Genomic DNA, 15,886 nt, shown 5'->3' with positions numbered 1-15,886 from the left:
CTCGCTTGTCATTCAAGGCAACTGAACAAAAACGAGAGCTCCCCCCAATGTCCGCAGTAGTACCTTTGCGTTTTCGCCCGGCCCTTGCCGGCTGGCGTCCGCTGTTGAGCCTGAGCCTCGTGCTCAGCCTGAGCGCCAGCCCATTGTTCATGTCCTCCAGCCAAGCCGAAGAAGCTGCCCGACGCAGCTATCAGGTGCCGGCCGGCAGCCTCAGCGCCGCGCTCACCCGGTTCGCCGGCCTGGCGGGGGTCAACCTGTCGGTCGACCCGGCCCTGGTGAGCGGGCATAACAGCCCCGGTCTGTCGGGGGAGTATGCCGTGGAGGAGGGCTTTGCCCGACTGTTGCAGGGCTCGGGTCTGCAACTGCAGCCGGTGGGCGAGCATGCTTACATCCTGACCCCGGCGCCGGAAGGCAGCAGCTTGCAACTGGCTCCCACCTCGATCATGGGGGCCACGAGCCTGGCGCAGGGCGAGCCCTATGCCGGTGGCCAGGTCGCGCGCCGCGGCTCGCAAGGTTTGCTCGGGTCGCGGGACTTCATGGAAACCCCGTTCAGCATGACCACCTATACCAGCGAAGTGGTCAAGAACCAGCAGGCTCGGACCCTGGGCGACTTGATTGCCAGCGATCCTTCGGTTCGCGCCACCAATCCGGCAGGCGGGCGTTTCGAGCAGTTCACCATTCGCGGTTTCAGCCTGTTCAACAGTGATGTCGCCTACAACGGTCTCTACGGCATCCTGCCGACCTATTCGATCGACATGGAGATGGCCGACCGCGTCGACATCATCAAGGGTCCGACCCAGCTCATCAACGGCGTCTCGCCACGTGGCAGCGTGGGTGGCGGGATCAATGTGGTGCCCAAGCGGGCCACCGACAAACCCATCACTTCGTTCACGGGCAGCTACGCCTCCAACAACCAGCTCGGCGGCGCCGTGGATGTCGCCCGGCGTTTTGGTGAAGACAACCAGTTCGGCGTTCGTTTCAACGGCGTGAAGCAGTCCGGCGACACTGAATGGGATCACCAGAGTGTCGACCGCGACATGGCCGTACTGGGCCTGGATTTTCGTGGCGAGCGTCTACGCCTCTCGACGGATATCGGGCGCACCGAGCGCGATACCGACGCGCCGCAGGAGCGCGTGCTGGTAGGGGCCAACGCACAGGTCCCGCACGCCAGCGATGTGCGCCGCAACTACGCTCAGCGCTGGAGCAAGGCGCGCACCAAGGACACTTTCGGCGCGGTGAACGCGCAATACGATGTCAACGATTCCGTGATGTTGTACGGCAGTGCAGGGGCGCGCAAAAGTGATCATGACTTCCTGCGGCACAACGTTTCGGTCAGCAACGACGCTGGCGATTTCAGCGTTCAACCCCGCGACTTTACCCGCGATGAAAATGTCCGCACGGCCACGGCCGGGGTGCGCAACTGGTTCCATACCGGCCCGGTGAGCCATGAGATCAACCTGGCCGCCAGCTACTTCTACATGGATTTCACCAACGGCGGCGCTCGTTATGCTTCGTCCCCGAGCAACCTGTATGACCCGGTGCAAACGCCGACTCCGAGCGACCCCACGCGCCAGGACAGCAAGGTCTATACCGAAAACCGCTCCACCGGCGTGGCGCTGTCCGACACTCTGGGTTTCTTCGATGATCGACTGCTGCTGACCCTCGGCACCCGCTGGCAGCGGATCAAGGTTGACGACTGGACGGATAACGTCAAAGGCGCCACCGCGTACGACGAGGAAAAGATGTCGCCGTCGGGCGGAATCCTGTTCAAGGCAACCGATAAGCTGTCGTTGTATGCCAACTACATGGAAGGTTTGAGCCAGGGCAAGATCGCGCCATCGACCTCGATCAACGAGGACGAAATATTCCCGCCGTTCATCAGTCGTCAGGTCGAGGTGGGAGCCAAATATGACGCGGGTGCGCTCGCCGTCACCGCCGCCGTCTTCCGGATCAAGCAGCCTGCCTACGCCACCGATGCCACGACCCGTGTCTTCGGCCCGAACGGCAAACGCGAGAACACCGGGGTTGAGTTGAGCGTGTTCGGTGAGCCGCTCAAGGGTTTGCGTTTGCTCGGCGGGGTCATGTATATCGACAGCGAGTTGACCGATACCACCGATGGTGCCTTTGATGGTAATCGGGCGCCGGCCACGCCCAAATACAATGTCAACCTGGGCGCCGAGTGGGATGTGCCGACCGTGCAGGGCCTGACCCTGACCAGCCGCGCCATCCATTCCAGCTCGCAGTACCTGGACCAGTCCAACACCAAGGAAATCGATTCCTGGGAGCGTGTGGATGTAGGCGCGCGCTACGCGTTCAAGGTGGACCAGAAGAACATCACCCTGCGTGCCAATGTCGAGAACGTCGCGGACAAGCGCTACTGGAGTTCAGCCGGCGCCTCGGATGACAGCGAGGCAGGCTTGACCCTGGCAACGCCGCGCACTTACCTGCTTTCGGCCACCGTGGACTTCTAGACCGATGTGCAGCTTCAGGGATGAAGCTGTTTCTCAGGCGTCACGGAACAGGTCGTGGGCATCCAGCAAGCGCCAAGCGATTTCGGGACGTTTTTCCAACCCGCGTCGAATGGCGGTGGGGATCGACTGGCGAATCTTGCGGCACAGGCCGGGCTGCTCCTGGAACTCGATGGCGATGCCGCGCATGGTGCGTACTTCGTTGTAGCCGGGTTCGACGCTCAGGCGGATTCCGAGGTTCTCGTACATACGCTGCTGCAACCGTTGGAGTTCGTCCAGGCTCTGGATATTTTCCAGCCGTTCGAGCAGGCGTTTTTCTTCCTGACGGTTCAAGCAAAGAATGCGCAGGTCACTGCCCGGGGTTTGCAGCAACGCATCACGCCCGCAGTCACAGACACCAGGCGGGCAGGGGGGGCGGATCGGAATCGACGCGGTCATGGGCTCCACAGGTCAGCAACGAGCAAATCGCCTCTGAGTGTATCGGCGGTCCAGGCAATGTGATGCCTGGCGGCATGCCGGTCAACCCTGGTGAGTGGCCGCTTGTCTAGCGCCGTTGCGAGCGGGAGCTGGGCCGAGCCCGCAGCAGCAATGTGGGAGCGGGCTTGCTCGCGAAGACGGTTGCTCGTCCAGCATTGCTACCCGCTGACGCACCGCCTTCGCGAGCAAGCCCGCTCCCACAAGGTTTCTGTTGCTTATACAAATGCCGTGCGCCTACAGCCCCAAGTCAGACAGCCCCGGATGATCATCCGGCCGGCGACCCAGCGGCCAATGGAATTTGCGTTCGCTTTCCTGGATCGGCATGTCGTTGATGCAGGCGTAGCGGTTGGACATCAACCCTTGCTCGTCAAACTCCCAGTTTTCATTGCCGTAGGAACGGAACCAGTTGCCCGAATCGTCGTGCCATTCGTAGGCGTAGCGAACGGCGATACGGTTACCGGTGAAGGCCCACAGTTCTTTGATCAGCCGGTAGTCCAGTTCCTTGGCCCATTTACGGGTCAGGAAGGCCTTGGCCTCTTCGCGGTTATGGGCGAATTCGGCACGGTTGCGCCATTGAGTGTCCAGCGTATAGGCCAGGGACACCCGTTGTGGGTCGCGGGAGTTCCAGCCGTCTTCGGCCAGGCGGACTTTTTCAATGGCCGATTCACGGGTGAAAGGCGGCAGCGGCGGACGAACTTCAGCAGTGGATGACATGGCAGATCTCCAGTGAGTGATCGAGCAAGTGGCACAGCGGTTTACGGGAACGGGTTATTCAGTTTCAGCCAATAAGGACTTCAGTATGTTTTGGGCCTGGTCAGCGGCGCTGTGATCGCCCATGACCAGTGCGACGGTAATGGCGCCATCGATCAGGATCAGTAACTGCCGGGCCAAGGCATCCGGGCTCTCGACGCCTTGTTCTGTGCATAGCCGGGTTACATAGTCGAGCAACTTCTGTTTATGCAGTTTGGCGACCTGGCGGACCGGGTTCTGTGGATCGCCGGTTTCGCCACTGGTGTTGATGAACGCACAGCCACGGAAACCTTCGCTGTCGAACCAGGTTTTGAGCACGGTAAACAGGTTGAGCAGCCGGGCGCGCGGGGTAGGGGCCTTGTCGACCTCACTGCTGAACCAGTGCATCCAGCGTTCGTCGCGCCGCTGGAGTGCGGCCACGATCAGATCGTCCTTGTTGGCAAAGTAGCGATAAATGCTCTTTCTGGAGACGCCGGCGGTTTTCACCAGCAGATCCATGCCGGTGGCCGCGATGCCACTTTTATAGATCAACTTTTCGGCGACATCGAGAATAATGTTTCGGGTCTCATTGCTATTGATTTCGTTCATGGCGCTAACAGTAGAACGATCGTTCTCCTTGGTCAAGTTGTTTTTTCATGACGCCCTGAAGACCCGAACCCATCGATGGTGTAAGCTCAACCACTCTTCGGATTCGACCTTTTGCGAGCCCTATGCCGTCGCTTTTCAAACGCCCCTTGCTGCCTAAGCTGCGCAGCTTTGCACTGACCGCCGATGCCGTGACCATCCTCGATGGCGCCGCCGAGTTCCGCCGTTGCCTGCTGGAGCAAATCGCCCAGGCCACCCAGCGCATCTACATCGTCGCCCTGTACCTGCAAGAGGACGAGGCCGGGCAGGAAATCCTCGATGCCTTGCACGCCGCCAAGGCCAAGCGTCCGGAACTGGACGTGGTCGTGGTGGTGGACTGGCTGCGGGCCCAGCGCGGGCTGATCGGCGCCAAGAAGCAGCCGGGCAATTCGGCGTGGTATCAGGAACAGACCCGCACTCACGCCAGCGAAGTGCCGATCTACGGCGTGCCGGTGCAGACTCGCGAGTTGTTCGGCGTGCTGCACCTCAAAGGCTTCGTGATCGACGACTGTGTGCTTTACAGCGGCGCCAGCCTCAATAACGTCTATCTGCACAAGTTCGACAAATACCGCTACGACCGCTACCACCTGTTGCGCAACGAGGCACTGGCCGACTCGATGCAGCACCTGATACAGCATGGCTTGATTGCCTCCAGCGCCGTGCATCGTCTGGATTTGCCGAACCTGCCCAGCACTCGCAGCCTGCGCAAGGACATCGGCGATCTGCGCAGCCGGCTCAAGTACGCCGCGTATGACACGCAGGCCGGCAACCTCGACAAGAGCGGCCTGTCGGTGAGCCCGTTGCTGGGCGTGGGCAAGAACAATCCGTTGAGCCGGGTAATTGGCGAGTTGATTGCCAGCAGTCGCCGGCAACTGACCATCTGCACGCCGTATTTCAATCTGCCCCTGGGGGTGACCCGGGAAATCAATCGCGCGCTGGCTCGCGGGGTCAGGATCGACATTATCGTCGGCGACAAAACCGCCAACGACTTCTACATGCCGCCCAGCGAGCCGTTCAAGATCATCGCCGCGCTGCCCTATCTCTACGAAATCAGCCTGCGCCGCTTCGCCAAGCGGCATCAGCGGTACATCGACAGCGGCCAGTTGAACCTGCACCTGTGGCGTGACGGTGACAATACCTATCACCTCAAGGGCATGTGGATCGACGAGCGCTACACCTTGCTGACCGGCAATAACCTCAATCCACGGGCGTTTCGCCTGGACCTGGAAAACGCTTTGTTGCTGGATGACCCCAAGGGCGAACTGCTGGGGCCGCGTCAGGCCGAGCTTGAGCAGATTTACCAGCACACCCGGCGCATCGATCGATATCTGGACCTGGAAACCCTGCCGGACTATCCCGCCGCAGTCGCCAGGTTTCTGAAACGGGTCAGCCGGGTGCGGATCGAGCGGCTGCTTTACCGGATCCTGTGAAAGCTCGTGCTATGTCGGAAAAAGACACCATCTCCATCCAGTTGGTACGTGAGGCGCTGCTGCAAAGCTGCGCTCCCGGAGCGGCCACCGATGAGGTTCTGAGCAAGGTCGGCATAGACCCTGCGTTGCTCGACGACTCCCAGGCGCGGGTCCCGGCCCATGCTTATGCGCGGCTCTGGCGTTTGCTCGCCCGACGCCTGGATGACGAGTTTTTTGGCATGGACCCGCGCAAGCTCAAGTCGGGTAGCCTGGCGTTTCTCTGCCAGTGCGCCATGGCCCAACCCACGCTGGCGAGCGGCCTGACGGCGGGGCTGGGGTTCCTCTCGCTGATGTTCGAACAGTTGCCGGCCCAATGGGTCCGTCAGCAGAGCCTGGCGGAAATCGTCCTGCTGGAGGACGATCAGGATCCGCGACGGGCCTTCACCTATTTCACCTACTGGATGATTGTTCATGGCGTGGCCTGTTGGCTGGCCGGGCGGCGTATTCCGATTCTTTCCATCGAGTTGCGTTGCCCGGAACCGGATTTCTGCGACGACTATCGTGTGATGTTCTCCCGGAACCTGCGCTTTGACCGGCCCCGCACCCGGATGATCTTCTCCGCCGAATGCCTGGACCTGCCCATCCGACGTAGCGCCGAGGAACTCAACCGCTTTCTGGCCCAGGCACCGGCCAACATCCTGGTCAAATATCGCGACCCGCAAAGCCTCGCCAGCCGCATCAGACACGACCTGCGCCAATTGCCACCCGAGCAGTGGCCGGAGACCGAGGCTCTGGCCCAGCAGTTGTGCGTTTCGGCCTCGACCCTGCGCCGCCGCTTGGCGGAGGAGGGCCAGACGTATCAAGGGCTCAAGGACAGTGTGCGCAAAGAGTTGGCCATCAACTGGCTGGCCGAACCTTCCATCAGTTTCGTGGAAATCGCCGCACGCCTGGGGTTTGCCGATGCCAGCTCCTTCTACAAGGCGTTTCGCAAGTGGTCCGGGTCCAATCCGGGACATTATCGCAGCCTGATTCTCAACGATCCTGGCTGATCCGGGATGTGGGTTGAGTGGGCTTGCGCTATCGCGGGCAAGCCTTGCTCCCACATAAGGTTCGCATTGCCCCGGTGGGAGCGAGCCTGCTCGCGATAACGGCCTCCCAGACGCCACATCACCCAACCATGGCCAAACCAGTCAAGCAACTTGATGGCTTTGACCATTGCCGCCCAAGCCCTTCGGCGCGAGTATTTCCCTGCTGTTTACGGTTCCCCCAACCAATAAAAAGTACAGAGGGATTCTGGTCATGCGCGATTACTCGTCCGCCACGTCACAGTTCGATTACCTGCACACCGTCAACACCGCACTGCACGGCTCGCTCAAGGCATTGAACGCCTGTGTCGAGTGTTGCGACCGGCATGCGTTGCCGGGGCGTATTGCCTTGTTCTGGGAGGGTCGCGACGGCAGCGACGCGACCTGGACTTACCGTGACCTGCAGGACAACGCCGCACGTTTTGCCAATTTCCTCCTGGCCCAAGGCGTGGGCAAGGGTGACAAGGTGGCCGGCCTGCTGCCACGTACCGCTGAATTGCTGATCGTGGTACTCGCCACGTGGCGCATCGGCGCGGTGTATCAGCCGTTGTTCACCGCGTTCGGCCCCAAGGCCATCGAACACCGTCTGGGCAGCTCCGGTGCGCGTGTTGTGGTCACCGACGCGGTCAATCGCCCCAAACTCAACGATGTAGCCGGTTGCCCCACAGTGGTCACGGTCGGCGGCGCAAAAGGCCAGGGCATCGTTCGCGGCGATTACAGTTTCTGGGCAGAAGTGGCGAACCATGCAAACCAGTGCGAACCGGTGATGCTCAGTGGCGAAGACCCGTTCCTGTTGATGTTTACCTCCGGCACCACTGGGCCGGCCAAGGCGCTGTCGGTGCCGCTCAAGGCCATCGTCGCATTCCAGAGCTACATGCGTGACGCCGTGGACCTGCGTCCCGAAGACGCCTTCTGGAACGTCGCTGATCCGGGCTGGGCCTACGGCATCTACTTCGGTGTGACCGGGCCTCTGGCCATGGGGCATCCCATCACGTTCTACGATGGGCCGTTCACCCTGGAAAGCACTTGCCGAGTCATCAACAAGTACGGCATCACCAACCTCGCCGGTTCACCCACTGCCTATCGTTTGTTGATCGCCGGGGGCGATCAGCTCGCCCGCTCGATCAAGGGCACGCTGCGCGCGGTCAGCAGCGCCGGAGAGCCGCTGAACCCGGAGGTCATCCGCTGGTTTGCCGACAACCTGAACGTGGTGATCCACGATCACTACGGCCAGACCGAACTGGGCATGGTGCTGTGCAATCACCACGCTCTGGAACATCCGGTGCACATGGGCGCGGCTGGTTTCGCCTCGCCGGGCCACCGGATCGTGGTGCTGGATGAAAATAACCGTGAATTGGGCGTGGGCCAGCCGGGCATTCTCGCTGTCGACCGCAGCCAGTCACCGATGTGCTGGTTCGCCGGTTACGAGGGCGGGCCAACCAAGGCTTTCGTCGGCGATTATTACCTGAGCGGCGACACCGTTGAGTTCAACCCCGATGGCAGCATCAGCTTCGTCGGCCGCAGCGACGACGTGATTACCACCTCCGGCTATCGCGTCGGCCCGTTCGACGTGGAAAGCGCACTGATCGAACACCCCGCCGTCGTCGAGGCTGCGGTGGTCGGCAAGCCCGATCCCGAACGCACCGAACTGGTGAAAGCCTTCGTGGTGCTCAGCGCCCAATACCGCGCCGCGCCAGAGTTGGCCGAAGAGTTGCGCCAGCACGTGCGTAAGCGCCTGGCGGCCCATGCCTATCCCCGTGAAATCGAATTTGTCAGCGACTTGCCGAAAACCCCAAGCGGCAAGTTGCAGCGCTTTATCTTGCGCAACCAGGAGATCGCCAAGGCTCAAGAGGCCGCGGCGCCTAACGTTTCAGCTTGAATCCAAGGAAACCATGATGCAGATCGACAACAAGATTTTCCTCGTCAGCGGCGGCGCGTCCGGCCTCGGCGCGGCCACCGGCGAGATGCTGGTCAAGGCCGGTGCCAAGGTGATGCTGGTGGACCTCAACGCCGAAGCCGTGGCTGCCCAGGCGCAGATGCTGGGCTGCCAGAGTGTGGTGGCGGACATCAGCAACGAAGCGGCGGCAGACGCGGCGGTCAAGGCCACCGTGGCGGCGTTCGGTGGCCTCAATGGCCTGGTGAACTGCGCCGGCATCGTGCGCGGCGAGAAGATCCTCGGCAAGAACGGCACGCACGCGCTGGCCAGCTTCAGCCAGGTGATCAACGTCAACTTGATCGGTAGCTTCAATCTGTTGCGTCTGGCCGCCGCTGCCATCAGTGAAACCGAGGCCGATGCCGAGGGTGAGCGTGGCGTGATCATCAATACCGCTTCGGTGGCGGCTTTCGACGGCCAGATCGGCCAGGCAGCCTACGCGGCCTCCAAAGGCGCCATCGCCAGCCTGACCCTGCCGGCCGCCCGGGAACTGGCGCGCTTCGGCATCCGTGTGATGACCATCGCCCCGGGCATTTTCGAAACGCCGATGATGGCCGGCATGACACCCGAAGTACGCGACTCCCTGGCCGCTGGCGTGCCTTTTCCACCGCGCCTGGGCAAACCGGCCGAGTACGCGGCGCTGGTCAGGCATATCATTGAAAACACCATGCTCAACGGTGAGGTGATCCGTCTCGACGGCGCCTTGCGTATGGCTGCCAAGTAGGAGCAATTGTCATGTCCAACGATCCGATTGTTATCGTCAGCGCCGTCCGCACCCCCATGGGCGGCTTTCAAGGTGAACTGAAAAGCCTCAGCGCTCCGCAACTGGGAGCCGCCGCCATTAAAGCTGCCGTGGAGCGGGCCGGCATTGCCCCTGATGCGGTTGAAGAAGTGCTGTTTGGCTGTGTGCTCGCGGCAGGCCAGGGCCAGGCTCCGGCGCGCCAGGCCGCACTGGGGGCCGGGCTCGATAAATCGACCCGCTGCACCACGCTCAACAAGATGTGTGGTTCGGGCATGGAGGCGGCAATTCTTGCCCATGACATGCTGATCGCCGGCAGCGCCGAGGTGGTGGTGGCTGGCGGCATGGAAAGCATGTCCAACGCCCCGTATCTGCTCGACCGCGCCCGCAGCGGTTTGCGCATGGGCCACGGCAAGGTGCTCGACCACATGTTCCTCGATGGCCTGGAAGATGCCTACGACAAGGGCCGCCTGATGGGCACCTTTGCCGAAGATTGCGCTGAAGCCAATGGTTTCAGCCGCGAAGCCCAGGATGCTTTCGCCATCGCTTCCACCACCCGTGCCCAACAGGCGATCAAGGACGGCAGTTTCGACGCCGAGATCGTGCCGTTGCAGGTCATGGTCGGCAAGGAACAGGTCACCGTGCGCCACGATGAGCAGCCGCCCAAGGCCCGCCTGGACAAGATCGCCTCGCTCAAACCGGCGTTCCGTGAGGGCGGAACGGTCACTGCAGCCAATGCCAGCTCCATCTCTGACGGTGCCGCAGCGCTGGTGTTGATGCGCCAGAGCCAGGCCCGGGAGCGAGGCCTGAAGCCGTTGGCGGTGATTCACGGCCACGCCGCGTTTGCCGACACGCCGAGCCTGTTCCCCACCGCCCCCATCGGCGCGGTGAAGAAACTGATGGACAAAACCGGTTGGTCGCTCGACGACGTGGAGCTGTTTGAAATCAACGAGGCTTTCGCAGTGGTGGCGTTGGCGACCATGGGCGCGCTGGAGATCCCCCACGACAAGGTCAACGTCCATGGCGGCGCCTGCGCGTTGGGCCACCCCATCGGTGCGTCGGGCGCGCGGATCCTGGTGACGCTGCTTTCGGCCCTGCGCCAGAAAGGCCTCAAGCGTGGCGTCGCGGCCATCTGCATCGGTGGCGGCGAAGCCACGGCCATGGCCGTTGAATGCCTGTATTAAGGAATCACCATGCTCCCGACTGAAGAACAGACTCAAATCAGCGACGTGGCCCGGCAGTTCGCTCAGGAGCGCTTGAAACCGTTCGCCGCTGAGTGGGACCGCGAGCACCGTTTCCCTAAGGAAGCCATTGCTGCAATGGCCGAACTGGGTTTCTTCGGCATGCTCGTGCCGGAGCAGTGGGGCGGTTGCGACACCGGCTACCTGACTTATGCCATGGCCCTGGAAGAGATCGCCGCCGGCGATGGGGCGTGCTCGACCATCATGAGCGTGCACAACTCGGTGGGCTGCGTGCCGATCCTCAAGTTCGGGAGCGATGAACAGAAGGCCAAATTCCTCACCCCCCTGGCCAGCGGTGCGATGCTCGGTGCCTTTGCATTGACCGAGCCCCAGGCCGGTTCGGACGCCAGTAGCCTCAAGACCCGGGCACGGTTTGAGGGCGATCACTACGTGCTCAATGGTTGCAAGCAGTTCATCACCTCCGGGCAGAACGCCGGGGTGGTGATTGTGTTTGCGGTGACCGATCCGAGCGCCGGCAAGCGTGGCATCAGTGCGTTCATCGTGCCCACCGATTCGCCGGGCTACAGCGTGGCGCGGGTCGAAGACAAACTGGGCCAGCACGCCTCCGACACTTGCCAGATCCTGTTCGAGGATGTCCGTGTGCCGGTGGGCAACCGTTTGGGGGAGGAGGGCGAGGGCTACAAGATCGCCCTGGCGAACCTGGAAGGCGGACGGGTCGGTATCGCCGCGCAGTCCGTGGGCATGGCCCGCGCGGCGTTCGAAGCGGCCCGCGACTATGCTCGCGAGCGGCAAAGTTTCGGCAAGCCGATTATCGAACACCAAGCCGTGGCGTTCCGTCTGGCGGACATGGCCACCCAGATCGCCGTGGCGCGGCAAATGGTCCATTACGCCGCTGCTTTGCGCGACAACGGCCAGCCGGCGTTGGTGCAAGCGTCCATGGCCAAGCTGTTCGCCTCGGAAATGGCCGAAAAAGTCTGCTCCATGGCGTTGCAAACACTGGGCGGTTACGGTTACCTCAACGATTTCCCGCTGGAGCGCATCTACCGCGACGTGCGCGTCTGCCAGATCTACGAAGGCACCAGCGACATTCAGCGCATGGTCATTTCGCGCAATCTTTGAACAGGAGTCCTGCATGAGCTACGAAACGATTTTATTGGAGATCAAGGACCGCGTTGGCCTGATCACCCTCAACCGTCCCCAGGCGTTGAACGCCTTGAACGCGCAGATCGTCAGCGAGCTGAACCAGGCGCTGGATGCATTGGAGGCTGATCCAAAGATTGGCTGCATCGTACTGACCGGCTCGAAAAAAGCCTTTGCCGCTGGTGCCGACATCAAGGAAATGGCCGAGCTGACCTACCCGCAGATCTACCTCGATGACTTGTTCAGCGACAGCGACCGCGTGGCTAACCGGCGTAAGCCGATCATCGCGGCAGTGAACGGGTTTGCCTTGGGCGGTGGTTGCGAACTGGCGTTGATGTGCGACTTTATCCTGGCCGGTGACAATGCCAAGTTCGGTCAGCCGGAGATCAACCTGGGCGTACTGCCGGGCATGGGCGGCACCCAGCGGCTGACTCGCGCAGTGGGCAAGGCCAAGGCCATGGAAATGTGCCTGACCGGCCGTTTCATCGATGCAGTGGAAGCGGAGCGTTGCGGCATCGTTGCGCGCATCGTGCCGGCTGATGAATTGCTCGACGACGCACTGAAAACCGCCGCTCTGATCGCCTCCAAGTCAGTGCCCATCAGCATGATGGTCAAGGAAAGCGTCAACCGCGCCTTTGAAGTCAGCCTGTCCGAAGGTGTGCGTTTCGAGCGCCGGGTCTTCCATGCGGCATTTGCCACGCAGGATCAGAAGGAAGGCATGGCGGCATTCGTGGCCAAGCGGGCGGCGGAGTTTCAGGACAAGTAATGCGGCGTCCTGACTGACGCCATCGCGAGCAGGCTCGCTCCCACATGGGATCTTTGGTGTACGCAATCTCTGTGTACACCTCCGAACCCTGTGGGAGCGAGCCTGCTCGCGATGCTTTTTCAGCCATCACACCAGGTAGTTCTTTAACTCCCGGGCAATCACCATCCGCTGTATCTCGCTCGACCCTTCATAGATCTGGGTAATCCGCGCATCGCGGTAGTAGCGCTCCACCGGATAATCCTCGAGATACCCATACCCGCCATGAATCTGCATGGCCGAGGAGCAGACTTTTTCGGCCATTTCCGAGGCGAACAGCTTGGCCTGGGACGCTTCCGACAGGCATGGCTTGCCGGCGCTGCGCAGGCGGGCGGCGTGGAGGATCAGCAGGCGGGCGGCGTTCAGGCGGGTGTGCATGTCGGCCAGCAGGTTGGCGATGCTCTGGTGTTCGATGATCGGCTTGTCGAACTGCACCCGGTCCCGCGCGTAAGCCAGGGCCGCTTCAAACGCCGCACGGGCGATGCCCAGGGCCTGTGCCGCGATGCCGATGCGACCACCCTCTAGGTTGGAGAGGGCAATCGCCAGGCCTTTGCCGCGAGCCCCCAACAGGTTGGCTTCGGGGATGGTGCAGTTGTTCAAGGTCACGGCGCAGGTATCCGAAGCGCGGATGCCCATCTTGTGTTCCGTGCGATCGACGATGAAGCCCGGCGTGTCGGTCGGCACCAGAAACGCCGAAATGCCTTTCTTGCCCAGCTCAGGATCCGTCACCGCAAAAACAATCGCCAGTTTCGCCCGCTTACCGTTGCTGACGAATTGCTTGGCGCCATTGATCACCCAATGGCCGTCCCGCAGTTCGGCGCGGGTGCGCAGGTTGTGGGCTTCGGAGCCGGCCTGGGGTTCGGTGAGGCAGAAGCAGCCAATGGCCTGGCCGCTGGCCAGATCGGCCAGCCAGGTCTGTTTCTGTTCGTCGGTGCCGAAATTGAGGACCGGCCCGCAACCCACCGAGTTGTGAATGCTCATCAGCGCCCCGGTGGCGCCATCGCCTGCGGAGATTTCTTCCACCGCGAGGGCATAGGCCACGTAATCGACGTAGGTACCGCCCCATTCCTCGGGCACCACCATGCCCAGCAGGCCCAGCTCACCCATCTTCGCCACCAGGGCGTCGTCGATCCAGCCGGCTTTTTCCCAGGCCTGGGCATGAGGGGCGATCTCGCCGCGGGCAAAATCCCGGGCCATGTCGCGGATCATCACTTGCTCTTCGGTCAGCTCAAGGTCGTGCATGGTTCAGTTCCCGTGGTCGTCGAAGCCGTCGAAGAAACTCGCCACGTGGCGCTTGTCCAGCGCCCCCAGGGTCGGCGGGTTCCACTGCGGGTTCTTGTCTTTGTCGATGAGCAAGGCGCGCACGCCTTCGATCAGGTCGCCGCGCTCGAACCATTGACGGTCCAGGTGCAGTTCCAGGGCAAAACAGTCTTCCAGGCTCAAATGCCGGCCGCGACGCAGCATTTCCAGGGTTACGGCCATGGCCAGGGGCGAGCGGGTCTCCAGCAGGTCGGCGGTTTTCAGCGCCCACTCATGGCTGTTGGCGACGGTGACCTGACGCAACTGCTCCACCATGCTTGGCACGTCCGCAAGGGCAAAGAAGTGATCGATGGCCGGGCGCAGGTCGGCCAGAGGCGGGGCAGGCAACTGCTGCATGCCGAGTTTCGCCAGCAGGCCTTGCAGGTCCTTGAGGGGCGTGTCGTGCCATTCCAGGCGGTCGAGACGTTCATCGAGCCGATCGAGCTTGTCGCTGTCCAGATACCAGTCGGCCAGCCCGCAATACAGCGCGTCGGCAGCACGGATCTGTACGCCACTGACTCCCAGGTAGATGCCCAGTTCGCCAGAAATGCGCGGCAGGAAATAGCTGCCCCCGACGTCGGGGAAATAACCGATGGCGACTTCCGGCATGCCCAGGCGGCTGCGTTCGGTCACCACCCGCAGGTCGGCACCTTGCGCCAAGCCCATGCCGCCGCCCAGGACGAAACCGTCCATCAAGGCGAGGATGGGTTTGCGGTAGTGATGAATCGTCAGGTCGAGGGCGTATTCCTCGACGAAAAAGTCTTGGTGCAGGTTGTCGCCCTGGTTGTGGCTGTCGTACAGCGAGCGGATATCGCCGCCGGCGCAAAACGCCTTGTCACCGGCACCGCGCAGTACCACGGCGCGGATCTGTGGGTCCAGAGCCCAGGTATCGAGCTGTTGCTGCAAGCTGCGCACCATGTCCAGCGTCAGGGCATTGAGGCCGGCGGGGCGGTTCAGGGTCAAGTGGCCGATATGGTTGCGTACTTCGACCAGCACTTCATGAGCCACGGCTCCGATGGGTCCCGAGGCTTGTGATGAAACCTGAGCTGTCATCGCTAACTCCCTGCTTTTATTGTTCTTTATGAATTGTGTCGCGCGTACCCGGTCAGGATCGTACCAGTGCAAATTTGCCTTGCACAACCGGGATACGTGCAGGTCCTGTCTGCATATTTATAGCAGCCTCAGGCTCAGCCGCGACCCGAGAGGACTTCCGTGATGCTGCGACGCCTGGCATTGCGTTCGCTGGCGTGGATCAATTGCTCGAGATCTTCGGGAGTTACGTCAAAGAATGCTTCCATTTGCTCAAGAGCGAGCTTCAAGTCCTCAGCCGTAATGGCCTGACGGTCGATGGGTGAATGGTCGGCGGGAATGACCGGCGTCGGCTCGCTGGCGCGCTTGGGATAGCGCACGCGCGTCAGGTTGTTATAGGCCAATGCACTCAAGAGCAGGGTGGAACCGGCCAGCATCGCGGCACCGACAGCTTGCCAGTCCAGGGCGATGATCGACGGGTCGGCCAATACCATCGTCGCCGCCAGGGCACCCGCCGGAGGGTGCAGGCAACGCAGCCAGCACATCAACACCAGCGCCATGCCGGCCGCCAGACAGGCGCTCCCCAGGGTACGGCCCAGGACATGGGCCACCAGCAATGCCACGACCGAGGCGCACAAGTAACCGCCGAAGATCGACCAGGGCTGGGCGAGGGCGCCTGAGGAGACGGCAAACAACAGCACGGCCGAGGCGCCGAGCGGGCCAATCAAGTGTTGCGCCACCTCAAGGCCAAACACCTGGCCGCACAGCCAGACACTGAACATCGTACCCAGGGCCATACCGATGGCGGCCCGGCTCCATTCGGTGGGGCGGGTATTGATAGCAGCGGGGAACCAGCGAGAAAGCATTAAGCGAAAATCCAAAAAACGAACAAAAAAAGGGGCTTACGGGAGAATCCCTGAAAGCCCTTT

At 62.0% G+C, this 15,886-nt stretch carries 14 protein-coding genes; 8 read left to right on the top strand and 6 right to left on the bottom strand.

Annotated features, from left to right (window positions below; genetic code table 11):
* Nucleotides 1-47: 47 nt before the first annotated feature.
* Nucleotides 48-2,471, top strand: coding sequence for a TonB-dependent receptor (locus PSEUDOMOFG3G_RS13980; RefSeq protein ID WP_139050334.1), 2,424 nt, complete (start codon nucleotides 48-50; stop codon nucleotides 2,469-2,471).
* Between the two features lie 33 nt (nucleotides 2,472-2,504).
* Here PSEUDOMOFG3G_RS13980 and PSEUDOMOFG3G_RS13975 read toward each other — a convergent pair whose 3' ends face one another.
* The 3 genes from PSEUDOMOFG3G_RS13975 to PSEUDOMOFG3G_RS13965 all read right to left on the bottom strand — a co-directional run bounded on the left by PSEUDOMOFG3G_RS13975 (nucleotide 2,505) and on the right by PSEUDOMOFG3G_RS13965 (nucleotide 4,283).
* Complete coding sequence (locus PSEUDOMOFG3G_RS13975; RefSeq protein ID WP_047226503.1) at nucleotides 2,505-2,906, bottom strand: hypothetical protein; 402 nt, start codon at nucleotides 2,904-2,906, stop codon at nucleotides 2,505-2,507.
* A gap of 273 nt (nucleotides 2,907-3,179) precedes the next feature.
* Nucleotides 3,180-3,659 (bottom strand): nuclear transport factor 2 family protein, encoded by a 480-nt coding sequence (locus tag PSEUDOMOFG3G_RS13970; RefSeq protein ID WP_047226502.1) that lies wholly within the window; start codon nucleotides 3,657-3,659, stop codon nucleotides 3,180-3,182.
* 54 nt (nucleotides 3,660-3,713) lie between these two features.
* Nucleotides 3,714-4,283 (bottom strand): TetR/AcrR family transcriptional regulator, encoded by a 570-nt coding sequence (locus PSEUDOMOFG3G_RS13965; RefSeq protein ID WP_107322496.1) that lies wholly within the window; start codon nucleotides 4,281-4,283, stop codon nucleotides 3,714-3,716.
* A gap of 122 nt (nucleotides 4,284-4,405) precedes the next feature.
* Between PSEUDOMOFG3G_RS13965 and pssA the strand changes: the two genes are divergently transcribed.
* From pssA to PSEUDOMOFG3G_RS13930, 7 genes are all read left to right on the top strand, one after another.
* Entirely contained in the window at nucleotides 4,406-5,749 is a 1,344-nt protein-coding gene (pssA, locus tag PSEUDOMOFG3G_RS13960; protein WP_139050333.1) for a CDP-diacylglycerol--serine O-phosphatidyltransferase, read from the top strand.
* 11 nt (nucleotides 5,750-5,760) lie between these two features.
* Nucleotides 5,761-6,777, top strand: coding sequence for an AraC family transcriptional regulator (locus PSEUDOMOFG3G_RS13955; protein ID WP_047226499.1), 1,017 nt, complete (start codon nucleotides 5,761-5,763; stop codon nucleotides 6,775-6,777).
* Between the two features lie 250 nt (nucleotides 6,778-7,027).
* Entirely contained in the window at nucleotides 7,028-8,692 is a 1,665-nt protein-coding gene (locus PSEUDOMOFG3G_RS13950; protein ID WP_139050332.1) for an AMP-binding protein, read from the top strand.
* A 16-nt stretch (nucleotides 8,693-8,708) separates the two neighbouring features.
* Nucleotides 8,709-9,470: an SDR family NAD(P)-dependent oxidoreductase gene (locus PSEUDOMOFG3G_RS13945; RefSeq protein ID WP_139050331.1), complete on the top strand. Its 762-nt coding sequence runs from the start codon at nucleotides 8,709-8,711 to the stop codon at nucleotides 9,468-9,470.
* 11 nt (nucleotides 9,471-9,481) lie between these two features.
* The gene (locus tag PSEUDOMOFG3G_RS13940; RefSeq protein WP_160892687.1) at nucleotides 9,482-10,669 is read left to right on the top strand and encodes an acetyl-CoA C-acyltransferase; all 1,188 of its coding nucleotides are present in this window, start codon (nucleotides 9,482-9,484) and stop codon (nucleotides 10,667-10,669) included.
* 9 nt (nucleotides 10,670-10,678) lie between these two features.
* Nucleotides 10,679-11,806 (top strand): acyl-CoA dehydrogenase, encoded by a 1,128-nt coding sequence (locus PSEUDOMOFG3G_RS13935; protein WP_139050330.1) that lies wholly within the window; start codon nucleotides 10,679-10,681, stop codon nucleotides 11,804-11,806.
* A gap of 13 nt (nucleotides 11,807-11,819) precedes the next feature.
* The gene (locus PSEUDOMOFG3G_RS13930) at nucleotides 11,820-12,593 is read left to right on the top strand and encodes an enoyl-CoA hydratase (protein WP_047226494.1); all 774 of its coding nucleotides are present in this window, start codon (nucleotides 11,820-11,822) and stop codon (nucleotides 12,591-12,593) included.
* 126 nt (nucleotides 12,594-12,719) lie between these two features.
* Here the strand turns inward: PSEUDOMOFG3G_RS13930 and PSEUDOMOFG3G_RS13925 are convergent, their stop codons facing one another.
* The 3 genes from PSEUDOMOFG3G_RS13925 to PSEUDOMOFG3G_RS13915 form a co-directional block, all read right to left on the bottom strand.
* Complete coding sequence (locus PSEUDOMOFG3G_RS13925; protein WP_047226493.1) at nucleotides 12,720-13,871, bottom strand: acyl-CoA dehydrogenase family protein; 1,152 nt, start codon at nucleotides 13,869-13,871, stop codon at nucleotides 12,720-12,722.
* 3 nt (nucleotides 13,872-13,874) lie between these two features.
* Complete coding sequence (locus PSEUDOMOFG3G_RS13920; RefSeq protein WP_139050329.1) at nucleotides 13,875-14,981, bottom strand: enoyl-CoA hydratase/isomerase family protein; 1,107 nt, start codon at nucleotides 14,979-14,981, stop codon at nucleotides 13,875-13,877.
* Between the two features lie 134 nt (nucleotides 14,982-15,115).
* Nucleotides 15,116-15,823, bottom strand: coding sequence for an HPP family protein (locus PSEUDOMOFG3G_RS13915; RefSeq protein WP_076384904.1), 708 nt, complete (start codon nucleotides 15,821-15,823; stop codon nucleotides 15,116-15,118).
* Nucleotides 15,824-15,886: the final 63 nt, after the last annotated feature.

Origin of the sequence: Pseudomonas sp. FG-3G (genome assembly GCF_901007645.1) — a bacterium.
Taxonomy (GTDB): domain Bacteria; phylum Pseudomonadota; class Gammaproteobacteria; order Pseudomonadales; family Pseudomonadaceae; genus Aquipseudomonas; species Aquipseudomonas rhizophila.
Note: the sequence above shows the minus strand (reverse complement) of the source record. Positions and strands in the feature narration are given on the sequence as shown.

What these genes read in the sequence shown, in the direction of transcription:
- PSEUDOMOFG3G_RS13940 (WP_160892687.1), top strand. Translation starts at nt 9,482, where the DNA reads ATGTCCAACGATCCGATTGTTATCGTCAGCGCCGTCCGCACCCCCATG.
- PSEUDOMOFG3G_RS13915 (WP_076384904.1), bottom strand. Translation starts at nt 15,823, where the DNA reads ATGCTTTCTCGCTGGTTCCCCGCTGCTATCAATACCCGCCCCACCGAA.
- PSEUDOMOFG3G_RS13925 (WP_047226493.1), bottom strand. Translation starts at nt 13,871, where the DNA reads ATGCACGACCTTGAGCTGACCGAAGAGCAAGTGATGATCCGCGACATG.
- PSEUDOMOFG3G_RS13950 (WP_139050332.1), top strand. Translation starts at nt 7,028, where the DNA reads ATGCGCGATTACTCGTCCGCCACGTCACAGTTCGATTACCTGCACACC.
- pssA (WP_139050333.1), top strand. Translation starts at nt 4,406, where the DNA reads ATGCCGTCGCTTTTCAAACGCCCCTTGCTGCCTAAGCTGCGCAGCTTT.
- PSEUDOMOFG3G_RS13935 (WP_139050330.1), top strand. Translation starts at nt 10,679, where the DNA reads ATGCTCCCGACTGAAGAACAGACTCAAATCAGCGACGTGGCCCGGCAG.
- PSEUDOMOFG3G_RS13920 (WP_139050329.1), bottom strand. Translation starts at nt 14,981, where the DNA reads ATGACAGCTCAGGTTTCATCACAAGCCTCGGGACCCATCGGAGCCGTG.
- PSEUDOMOFG3G_RS13930 (WP_047226494.1), top strand. Translation starts at nt 11,820, where the DNA reads ATGAGCTACGAAACGATTTTATTGGAGATCAAGGACCGCGTTGGCCTG.
- PSEUDOMOFG3G_RS13955 (WP_047226499.1), top strand. Translation starts at nt 5,761, where the DNA reads ATGTCGGAAAAAGACACCATCTCCATCCAGTTGGTACGTGAGGCGCTG.
- PSEUDOMOFG3G_RS13945 (WP_139050331.1), top strand. Translation starts at nt 8,709, where the DNA reads ATGCAGATCGACAACAAGATTTTCCTCGTCAGCGGCGGCGCGTCCGGC.
- PSEUDOMOFG3G_RS13980 (WP_139050334.1), top strand. Translation starts at nt 48, where the DNA reads ATGTCCGCAGTAGTACCTTTGCGTTTTCGCCCGGCCCTTGCCGGCTGG.
- PSEUDOMOFG3G_RS13965 (WP_107322496.1), bottom strand. Translation starts at nt 4,283, where the DNA reads ATGAACGAAATCAATAGCAATGAGACCCGAAACATTATTCTCGATGTC.
- PSEUDOMOFG3G_RS13975 (WP_047226503.1), bottom strand. Translation starts at nt 2,906, where the DNA reads ATGACCGCGTCGATTCCGATCCGCCCCCCCTGCCCGCCTGGTGTCTGT.
- PSEUDOMOFG3G_RS13970 (WP_047226502.1), bottom strand. Translation starts at nt 3,659, where the DNA reads ATGTCATCCACTGCTGAAGTTCGTCCGCCGCTGCCGCCTTTCACCCGT.